The following is a 10,578-nucleotide window of genomic DNA, read 5'->3' on the forward strand; positions in this document are numbered from 1 at the left end:
TAGACGTTTCACCACCGGGGCTGTAATCGTCTGACGCGCTGTTTATTTTTCTTTGAGCCAGGTTAATCTGGCTTCATTTAGGGGTACGATTTTATGATTAATCGTGCATACTGTGCGCTTTTTTGTGGGCCAAGGGACTAAGCACACATTTCATATCTATACACTCATTCATTCAAACTACATCAAGGCGGCAAAGGAGTGAATCCCCTGGCACTGACTTAAACGTGTGACTGGGGTAAGCGAATGCAGCCGACAAGGAGGTAGTGTGAAGGGTGACGTGTATAAACGAAAGATGAGTCTATGAGCACTGATAATAAGCAATCGTTGCCTGCGATTACCCTCGCAGCTATTGGGGTTGTCTACGGTGATATTGGCACCAGCCCGCTTTATACGCTTCGTGAATGTTTGTCCGGTCAGTTTGGTTTTGGCGTTGAACGAGATGCCGTGTTTGGTTTTCTGTCGCTGATCTTCTGGCTACTCATCTTTGTGGTTTCCATCAAATATCTCACCTTCGTGATGCGCGCCGATAACGCGGGTGAAGGTGGAATTTTGACGCTGATGTCGCTTGCTGGGCGTAATACCTCGGCGCGCACCACATCCATGTTAGTTATCATGGGACTGATAGGCGGCAGCTTTTTCTATGGCGAAGTGGTCATTACGCCGGCGATTTCGGTGATGTCGGCGATTGAAGGCCTGGAGATTGTCGCGCCGCAGCTGGATACCTGGATTGTCCCGCTCTCCATTATTGTGCTGACTCTGTTGTTTATGATTCAGAAGCACGGTACGGGAATGGTAGGAAAACTCTTTGCGCCGATCATGCTGACCTGGTTTTTAATCCTGGCGGTACTTGGCCTGCGCAGTATTATCGCCAATCCCGAAGTGTTACATGCGCTGAATCCTGTCTGGGCGGTACGTTTTTTCCTTGCATATAAAACCGTATCGTTTATTGCGTTGGGCGCGGTGGTGCTGTCGATTACCGGCGTAGAGGCGTTGTACGCCGATATGGGACACTTCGGTAAGTTCCCGATTCGCCTGGCGTGGTTTACCGTGGTATTGCCGTCGTTAGTACTGAACTACTTTGGTCAGGGCGCATTGCTACTAAAGCATCCGGAAGCGATTAAAAACCCCTTCTTCCTGTTGGCGCCGGACTGGGCGTTAATTCCGCTGCTGATTCTGGCCGCGCTGGCGACGGTGATCGCCTCCCAGGCGGTCATTTCCGGCGTCTTTTCGCTGACGCGTCAGGCTGTGCGTCTTGGCTATTTGTCGCCAATGCGCATTATCCATACCTCCGAGATGGAGTCCGGTCAGATCTATATCCCTTTCGTTAACTGGCTGCTTTATTTCGCGGTCGTGGTTGTTATTGTTAGCTTTGAGCACTCCAGCAACCTGGCTGCGGCCTATGGTATCGCCGTGACCGGCACGATGGTGCTGACGTCTATTCTTTCTACGACCGTGGCGCGTAAGAACTGGCACTGGAACAAATATTTTGTCGCGCTGATCCTCATCGCGTTCCTGTGCGTGGATATCCCGCTGTTCTCGGCTAACCTCGATAAATTGTTGTCCGGCGGTTGGCTGCCGCTGAGCCTGGGTCTGATCATGTTCACGATCATGACCACCTGGAAGAGCGAGCGTTTCCGTCTGTTGCGTCGTATGCATGAACACGGTAATTCGCTGGAAGCGATGATTGCTTCACTGGAGAAGTCACCGCCGGTTCGGGTGCCGGGTACTGCCGTATACATGTCGCGCGCGCTCAGTGTGATCCCTTTTGCTTTATTGCATAACCTGAAGCACAACAAAGTGTTGCATGAGCGCGTAATCTTACTGACGTTGCGTACGGAAGATGCGCCTTATGTGCATAACGTTCGCCGGGTGCAGATTGAGCAGTTGTCTCCGACATTCTGGCGCGTGGTGGCCAGCTACGGCTGGCGCGAAACGCCAAACGTTGAAGAGGTGTTCCACCGCTGCGGTCTGGAAGGGCTTAGCTGTCGGATGATGGAAACGTCGTTCTTTATGTCGCACGAGTCGTTGATTGTCGGCAAACGCCCGTGGTATTTGCGTTTGCGTGGCAAGCTGTATTTGTTGCTGCAACGCAACGCCCTGCGCGCGCCGGATCAGTTCGAGATCCCGCCTAACCGCGTGATTGAGTTAGGTACGCAGGTCGAGATTTAACCTCCCATCAACATGCCGGGGGCCGCATTGGCTTACCCGGCCTGGCCAATCCGTAGATTCCCACACGATAATCGCCATTGGGCGATTATCTTCACCTGATTTCCGCTAGCGAAACGTTTCGACGGCGATCACAATTCTGTTACGTCATGATGGTTTTATGAACACATCCAGGGTTACACTGCGGCCAGCGAAACGTTTCGCTAGTGGAGCAGAAAAATGAAGAAAGGCACCGTACTCAACTCTGAAATCTCGTCGGTCATTTCCCGTCTGGGGCATACTGATACTCTGGTGGTCTGTGATGCGGGTTTACCCATCCCGAATAGCACTGCGCGTATCGATATGGCACTAACCCAGGGCGTACCTTCTTTTATGCAGGTGGTGGATGTCGTGACCCGGGAAATGCAGGTTGAGGCGGCGATTCTTGCAACGGAAATCAAACAACAGAATCCGCAGCTCCACGAAACGTTGCTCACTCACCTTGAGCAACTGCAGCAACACCAGGGAAACACCATAAAAATTAGTTATACGACACACGAACAATTCAAAAAATTGACTGCAGACAGTCAGGCGGTGATTCGCAGCGGGGAGTGTTCCCCGTATGCGAACGTCATTCTTTGCGCTGGCGTCACTTTCTGAGGCCGCTATGGACGCATTACTGCAACTCAAAGGGATCGATAAAGCGTTCCCCGGCGTGAAGGCTCTCTCCGGCGCCGCGTTAAACGTTTATCCTGGCCGCGTTATGGCGCTGGTGGGGGAAAACGGCGCCGGAAAATCCACCATGATGAAAGTATTAACCGGCATCTATACGCGAGATGCGGGATCGTTGTTATGGCTGGGTAAAGAGACCACCTTTAATGGGCCTAAATCGTCTCAGGAAGCCGGGATCGGCATTATTCATCAGGAACTGAACCTGATCCCGCAGTTGACCATTGCGGAAAACATCTTCCTGGGCCGTGAGTTTGTGAATCGCTTTGGCAAAATCGACTGGAAAAAGATGTATGCCGAAGCCGACCACCTCTTAGCCAAACTCAATCTGCGTTTTAAGAGCGATAAGCTGGTGGGCGAACTCTCTATCGGCGATCAGCAAATGGTGGAAATCGCCAAAGTGCTGAGCTTCGAATCCAAAGTCATCATTATGGATGAACCGACCGATGCGCTGACCGACACTGAAACCGACTCTCTGTTCCGCGTTATCCGCGAATTAAAATCGCAGGGGCGCGGCATTGTCTATATCTCCCACCGTATGAAAGAGATCTTCGAAATTTGCGATGACGTGACGGTCTTCCGCGATGGGCAATTTATCGCCGAGCGTGAAGTGGCCACGTTGACCGAAGATTCTCTTATCGAAATGATGGTGGGACGTAAGCTGGAAGATCAGTACCCGCATCTGGATAACGCGCCGGGTGAGATTCGCCTGAAGGTCGATAATCTGTGCGGACCGGGCGTGAATGATGTCTCTTTTGTGCTGCGAAAAGGCGAGATTCTTGGCATCTCCGGCCTGATGGGCGCCGGTCGCACCGAGCTGATGAAAGTATTGTACGGCGCGATGCCGCGAACCAGCGGTTATGTGACGCTCGATGGACACGAAGTGGTGACGCGCTCTCCGCAGGACGGGCTGGCCAATGGCATCGTTTATATCTCTGAAGACCGTAAGCGCGATGGACTGGTGCTCGGCATGTCAGTTAAAGAGAATATGTCGCTGACGGCGCTGGACTATTTCAGCCGCGCTGGCGGAAGCCTGAAACACAAAGATGAGCAGCAGGCGGTGGGGGATTTTATCCGTCTGTTCAACGTCAAGACACCGTCAATGGAACAGGCGATAGGCCTGCTTTCTGGCGGTAATCAGCAAAAAGTGGCGATTGCCCGCGGGTTGATGACGCGCCCGAAAGTGCTCATTCTCGACGAGCCGACTCGCGGCGTGGACGTCGGCGCCAAGAAAGAGATTTACCAGCTTATCAACCAGTTTAAGGCCGACGGCCTGAGCATCATTCTGGTCTCATCTGAGATGCCAGAAGTATTAGGCATGAGCGATCGCATCATCGTCATGCATGAAGGGCATCTCAGCGGTGAATTTACTCGCGAGCAGGCCACCCAGGAAGTGTTAATGGCTGCCGCAGTGGGCAAGCTTAATCGCGTGAATCAGGAGTAAAAAAGATGACAACCCAGGCTGTTTCTGGTCGCCGTTATTTCACTAAAGCGTGGCTTCTTGAGCAGAAGTCGCTCATTGCCCTGCTGGTGCTGATCGCGATTGTTTCGACGTTGAGCCCCAACTTTTTTACCGTTAATAATCTGTTCAATATTCTTCAACAGACCTCCGTCAACGCCATTATGGCGGTGGGGATGACGTTGGTGATTCTGACATCGGGGATCGATCTGTCCGTCGGCTCCCTGCTGGCGCTCACCGGCGCGGTTGCCGCTTCAATCGTCGGCGTTGAAGTGAATGCGCTGGTCGCGGTTGCCGCCGCGCTGGCGCTGGGCGCTGCGATTGGCGCCGTCACTGGCGTTATCGTCGCGAAAGGCCGCGTACAGGCGTTTATCGCTACGCTGGTGATGATGCTGCTACTGCGCGGCGTGACGATGGTTTACACCGACGGTAGCCCGGTCAACACTGGCTTTACCGATAACGCCGATCTGTTTGGCTGGTTCGGTATCGGCCGTCCGCTGGGCGTTCCTACGCCGGTCTGGATCATGGCTATCGTCTTTATCGCCGCCTGGTATATGCTGCATCACACCCGTCTGGGACGCTATATCTACGCGCTGGGTGGTAACGAAGCGGCGACGCGCCTGTCTGGCATTAGCGTGAGCAAAGTGAAAATTATCGTCTATTCACTTTGCGGCCTGACAGCGTCGCTGGCGGGCATCATTGAAGTGGCGCGCCTCTCTTCCGCGCAGCCGACGGCGGGTACCGGCTATGAGCTGGATGCTATTGCCGCCGTGGTGCTGGGCGGCACCAGCCTTGCCGGCGGTAAAGGGCGCATTGTTGGGACATTGATCGGCGCATTGATTCTCGGCTTCCTTAATAATGGTTTGAATTTGTTAGGTGTTTCCTCCTATTACCAGATGATCGTCAAAGCGGTGGTGATTTTGCTGGCGGTACTGGTAGACAACAAAAAGCAGTAACAACGACTACAGGACATCTGAAATATGAACATGAAAAAACTGGCTACCCTGGTATCTGCTGTTGCGCTGAGCGCCACCGTGAGCGCGAATGCAATGGCGAAAGACACCATTGCGCTGGTGATCTCTACCCTCAATAATCCCTTCTTCGTGTCGTTAAAAGACGGGGCGCAAAAAGAGGCGGATAAACTGGGTTATAACCTGGTGGTGCTGGACTCCCAGAACAACCCTGCCAAAGAGCTGGCGAACGTGCAGGATTTAACCGTTCGCGGGACCAAAATTCTGCTGATCAACCCGACTGACTCCGATGCGGTGGGTAACGCGGTGAAGATGGCGAACCAGGCGAAGATTCCGGTTATCACGCTTGACCGCCAGGCAACCAAAGGCGATGTCGTCAGCCATATCGCGTCTGATAACGTGCTGGGCGGTAAGATCGCTGGCGACTATATCGCGAAAAAAGCTGGCGAAGGCGCCAAAGTGATTGAGCTGCAAGGCATTGCCGGAACATCTGCGGCGCGTGAGCGTGGCGAAGGTTTCCAGCAGGCGGTAGCCGCCCACAAATTTAATGTCCTGGCCAGCCAGCCTGCCGATTTCGACCGTACTAAGGGTCTGAACGTCATGCAGAACCTGCTGACCGCGCATCCGGATGTTCAGGCTGTCTTCGCCCAGAATGATGAAATGGCGCTGGGCGCACTGCGCGCGCTGCAAACTGCCGGTAAAGCAGATGTGATGGTGGTTGGATTTGACGGTACGCCGGATGGCGAAAAGGCCGTAAAAGATGGCAAACTGGCAGCGACTATCGCTCAGTTACCGGATCAAATCGGCGCCAAAGGCGTTGAAGTGGCGGATAAGGTGCTGAAAGGCGAAAAAGTTCAGGCCAAATATCCGGTTGACCTGAAACTGGTCATCAAGCAGTAATAAACGACACGGGTCAACTATGGCCTGATGGCGACAGAAATACGCGAGCCTCCGCTGAGGTGAACGTAAAAAAAGAAAAGCAGGGCACGCGCCACCCTAACCGGTGGCGCACTTTGACGTGGAACCCCGAATATGAAAACCGCAGGTAATCTCATCGTCCTTGGCAGCATTAATGCCGATCATATCCTTAATCTTGAGTCCTTCCCTACCCCGGGTGAAACGGTAACCGGTAGCCATTATCAGGTCGCGTTTGGCGGGAAAGGCGCGAATCAGGCGGTTGCTGCGGGACGTAGCGGGGCAAATATTGCGTTTATCGCCTGCACGGGCGATGACGATATTGGCGACAGTATTCGTAAACAATTAGTCAGCGATCGTATTGATATCGCGCCAGTTAGCGTTATTAAAGGCGAGTCTACCGGGGTGGCGCTGATTTTCGTTAACGGCGAAGGCGAGAACGTCATCGGTATTCATGCCGGAGCGAATGCCGCGTTATCGCCGGCGTTGGTTGATGCGCAACGTGAACGTATCGCGCAGGCGGATGCGTTACTGATGCAGCTGGAATCGCCGCTGGAAAGCGTACTGGCGGCGGCGAAAATCGCCCATCAACATCATACTACTGTTGCGCTTAACCCGGCGCCTGCCCGTGAGCTACCGGATGAACTGCTGGCGCTGGTGGACATCATCACGCCAAATGAAACGGAAGCTGAAAAGCTGACGGGCGTGCGTGTGGAAAATGACGACGATGCCGCGAAAGCTGCGCAGGTTTTGCATGATAAAGGCATTCGAACCGTATTAATTACCTTAGGAAGCCGTGGCGTCTGGGCCAGCGTAAACGGCGAGGGCCGCCGCGTTCCTGGATTTAGCGTTGAGGCTGTCGATACCATTGCCGCCGGAGATACGTTTAACGGCGCCTTTATCACCGCGATACTGGAGGAGACGCCGTTGCCGGAAGCGATTCGCTTTGCCCATGCCGCCGCCGCGATTGCCGTAACGCGTAAAGGCGCGCAACCGTCCGTTCCGTGGCGCGAAGAGATAGAAGCGTTTTTACATCAGCAGGGGTAACGCTTGGCTACTATGAAAGATGTTGCCCGCCTGGCGGGAGTCTCTACATCGACGGTCTCTCACGTTATTAACAAAGATCGCTTTGTGAGTGAGACGATAACCGAAAAAGTTGAAGCGGCGATTAAATCACTTAACTATGCGCCTTCTGCGCTGGCGCGAAGCCTCAAGTTAAACCAGACCCGCACGATTGGTATGCTAATTACCGCCAGTACCAACCCTTTTTATTCCGAACTGGTGCGCGGCGTTGAGCGAAGCTGTTTTGAGCGCGGTTATAGTCTGGTGCTGTGCAATACCGAAGGCGACGAGCAACGGATGAACCGCAACCTGGAGACGCTGATGCAAAAACGGGTAGACGGTTTACTGCTGCTGTGTACCGAAACGCATCAGCCTTCTCGTGAAATCATGGAGCGTTATCCGTCTATTCCTACCGTCATGATGGACTGGTCGCCGTTTGATGGCGAGGGCGGTAGCGATCTCATTCAGGATAATTCGTTGTTAGGCGGCGATCTTGCCACCCAATACCTTATCGATAAAGGATTTACCCGAATAGCCTGTATTACCGGCCCGCTGGACAAAACGCCAGCGCGTTTACGGCTGGAAGGGTATCGGGCGGCGATGAAACGCGCAGGGCTGGCTATTCCGCAAGGCTATGAGATCACCGGCGATTTTGAATTTGGCGGCGGCTTTGACGCCATGCAGGCGTTACTGGCCCATCAACAGCGACCGCAAGCGGTTTTTACCGGAAACGATGCGATGGCTGTCGGCGCCTATCAGGCGCTATATCAGGCGGGGCTTCGTATTCCGCAGGATATGGCAGTCATTGGCTATGATGATATTGAGCTGGCGCGCTATATGACGCCGCCGCTGACGACTATCCATCAGCCGAAAGATGAATTGGGCGAGCTGGCTATTGATGTGTTGATTCATCGGATGGCGCAGCCCGCCTTGCAACAACAGCGACTTCAGCTTACTCCGGTTTTGACGGTGCGTGGGTCGGTTTAGATTTATGCCGTTCTTTAATCAGATTGTTGCCGTCTTTGGCTCTTAGTAGCATAAACATCAGTGCGGACACGATAGTGATCGCCCCCATCGTGATAAAGGTATAGTGGAACTGTTCCACGGTACTGGTGCCCGCAAAACCTTCATAAATACGTAACACCGCCGCGCTGATCGCCACGCCTAAACTGATAGACAATTGCTGCGTAACCGCCAGAACGCTGTTGCCGCTGCTGGCGTTATCGTCCGTCAGATCCGCAAGAGTAATCGTATTCATTGCCGTAAATTGAGTGGACATCGCCATTCCAAGAATGAATAGCGGCAGTACGAGCATCCAGATCGGCATGGCGGGAGATTGAAACGAAAACTGGGCAATCATCAGACCGATAAATACCGTAATGCCGACCAGAGTCTTCCGGTATCCCAAACGTCGTAAAACCTGCGTTACGGTCGATTTCGCGATAATAGAACCCAAAGCCGTCGGCGCCATCATGCAGCCGGCGATCAGAGCCGGGTAGCCAAAACCAACCTGTAGCATTAACGGCATCAAAAAAGGTACGCAGCCTGTCCCCAGACGCGTGGCGAGGTTGCCGGCAATACCGACGGAAAATGTGCGTGTCTTAAACAGCGATAGTGATATTAACGGTGTCGGATGACGGCGGGCGTGGCGGATATAGGCCAATAGTAGAACGATACTGCAAAAAATAATGGCGGATGCGATCCATGTCGCCACAATCTTTTCGCCAAACAGTTCCATTCCGCTGGAAAATAAAACCAGACTTAACCCAAAAAGAAAGAAGCCGGTCATGTCAAACTTGCGACGCGGCGTGGTGAAGTTGGGCATATATTTGCGGGCATACAGAATGCCTGCAACACCAATGGGAATATTAATCAGGAAGATCCAGTGCCAGCTTGCCCAGGTCACCAGTACGCCGCCTAATACCGGCCCCAGAATCGGACCTACCAGCCCCGGCATAGTGACAAAGTTAAGAACGGGCAGCAGCTCGCTACGCGGATAGGCTCGCAATAACGCCAGCCGCGCCACTGGCATCATCATCGCTCCGCCGACGCCTTGTACGACGCGAAAAATAACCAATTCAGATAGTGAACTGGAGAGCGCGCAGGCCAGCGAGCCTAACGTAAACAGACTTACGGCAACCATAAAGACGCGACGCGTACCGAAGCGGTCAGCCAACCAGCCGCTTACCGGAATTAACATAGCTACTGTCAGGGTATAACTGATAATAGCGGACTGCATGGCGAGTGGTGAACGGTTAAGACTATGCGCAATAGCCGGTAAAGCGGTATTCAAAATGGTGGCGTCTAGCGCCTGCATAAAGAAGGCCATCGCCGCGATCCACGGCAGGCCAGCCATACTGCGCGCTTTTTTGCTGGTCATTCAATATCCTGTTAATTATCTGGTCTCTCATTGGGCGCTATTAACAACGCCTGGCAGGCCTGGAAAGCGCGTTCGCCGTCGCCATCAGCGATGGCATCAACAATGGCCTGGTGCAAATCCAGCTTTACCACCTCGTTATAGGTGATTGAGGTAAAGTAAGTGTGATAAACCGAATGAAATAGCGTAGCAAAAGAGATTAGAAAGGGATTGGCGCTCATTTCGTAGATATGCTCGTGCCACGCCATATCCACTTCAATCCAGCGTTCACGCTTAAAATGCTTTTTCAGCGCGACCATCTCTTCCATTAAGGCATTAAGCCGCGCTTTCTGCTCCGGTGTGCCAAGAGTCGCCGCCAGCAGGCAGGCTTGCGGCTCCAGGCTAATACGCATCACCAGAAAATGATCTACCACCTGATGAAAATTTTCTTCCGTCATCCACCAGGTCAGCAGCTCTTGATCCAGAAAGTTCCAGTTTCCCTGCGGCATCACCCGCGTACCAATGCGCGGACGGGGTAGCACCATGCCTTTAGCCGTCAACGTTTTCACCGCTTCGCGAACTGCCGTTCGACTTACGCCGTACTGCTCGCCCAGTTCTATTTCGCCGGGAAGAATCGTACCGGGGGCGTAGTCACCCTTTAATATCCGCTGCGCCAGCTTTTCAGCCAGAACATAGGATAGATTTTTCTGTGCGGCTAATTGTTGTGCGCTTAAAGGCATGAATGTTCTTCCTTTCTCTTTCGTTTGGTTATTAGTATGCCACCTGGAAGTGTGATTGCAGTTGCAATAACGGCAATTTGCTTATTTTATGGCACGTTAAGCACGCCATTGATGAAAAAAGAGACACTCAGAAAATTATTTTAAATTTCCTCTTGTCAGGCAGAAATAACTCCCTATAATGCGCCACCACTGACACGGAAC

9 protein-coding genes are annotated in these 10,578 nt (G+C 53.0%); 7 read left to right on the forward strand and 2 right to left on the reverse strand.

Translation table 11 applies throughout. The annotated features are described in order from the left end of the window. Positions 1-300: 300 nt before the first annotated feature. From kup to rbsR, 7 genes are all read left to right on the forward strand, one after another. The gene (gene kup, locus NA986_RS23190) at positions 301-2,169 is read left to right on the forward strand and encodes a low affinity potassium transporter Kup (protein WP_023215947.1); all 1,869 of its coding nucleotides are present in this window, start codon (positions 301-303) and stop codon (positions 2,167-2,169) included. A gap of 216 nt (positions 2,170-2,385) precedes the next feature. Continuing rightward, complete coding sequence (rbsD, locus tag NA986_RS23195) at positions 2,386-2,805, forward strand: D-ribose pyranase (RefSeq protein WP_000715944.1); 420 nt, start codon at positions 2,386-2,388, stop codon at positions 2,803-2,805. A 7-nt stretch (positions 2,806-2,812) separates the two neighbouring features. Beyond that, positions 2,813-4,318 carry a ribose ABC transporter ATP-binding protein RbsA gene (gene rbsA, locus NA986_RS23200; RefSeq protein ID WP_000339359.1) on the forward strand — a complete coding sequence of 502 codons (1,506 nt, stop codon included), beginning with the start codon at positions 2,813-2,815 and terminating at the stop codon, positions 4,316-4,318. Between the two features lie 5 nt (positions 4,319-4,323). Then, positions 4,324-5,289, forward strand: a complete 966-nt coding sequence (rbsC, locus tag NA986_RS23205) for a ribose ABC transporter permease (protein ID WP_000211345.1) — start codon at positions 4,324-4,326, stop codon at positions 5,287-5,289. 24 nt (positions 5,290-5,313) lie between these two features. Continuing rightward, positions 5,314-6,204 (forward strand): ribose ABC transporter substrate-binding protein RbsB, encoded by an 891-nt coding sequence (gene rbsB, locus NA986_RS23210; RefSeq protein WP_001056260.1) that lies wholly within the window; start codon positions 5,314-5,316, stop codon positions 6,202-6,204. A gap of 132 nt (positions 6,205-6,336) precedes the next feature. Further along, on the forward strand, positions 6,337-7,266 hold the full coding sequence (gene rbsK / locus NA986_RS23215) for a ribokinase (RefSeq protein WP_000844730.1): 930 nt from the start codon (positions 6,337-6,339) through the stop codon (positions 7,264-7,266). A 3-nt stretch (positions 7,267-7,269) separates the two neighbouring features. Next, positions 7,270-8,268 (forward strand): ribose operon transcriptional repressor RbsR, encoded by a 999-nt coding sequence (gene rbsR / locus NA986_RS23220; RefSeq protein WP_000224496.1) that lies wholly within the window; start codon positions 7,270-7,272, stop codon positions 8,266-8,268. Here the strand turns inward: rbsR and mdtD are convergent. Further along, the gene (gene mdtD, locus NA986_RS23225; protein ID WP_000202071.1) at positions 8,234-9,661 is read right to left on the reverse strand and encodes a multidrug transporter subunit MdtD; all 1,428 of its coding nucleotides are present in this window, start codon (positions 9,659-9,661) and stop codon (positions 8,234-8,236) included. The two genes, rbsR and mdtD, sit on opposite strands and share 35 nt — an antisense overlap. A gap of 11 nt (positions 9,662-9,672) precedes the next feature. Continuing rightward, entirely contained in the window at positions 9,673-10,377 is a 705-nt protein-coding gene (locus tag NA986_RS23230; protein ID WP_001131144.1) for a FadR/GntR family transcriptional regulator, read from the reverse strand. Positions 10,378-10,578 lie beyond the last annotated feature (201 nt).

It is taken from the genome of Salmonella sp. NW177 (genome assembly GCF_051811585.1).
Taxonomy (GTDB): Bacteria; Pseudomonadota; Gammaproteobacteria; order Enterobacterales; family Enterobacteriaceae; genus Salmonella; species Salmonella enterica.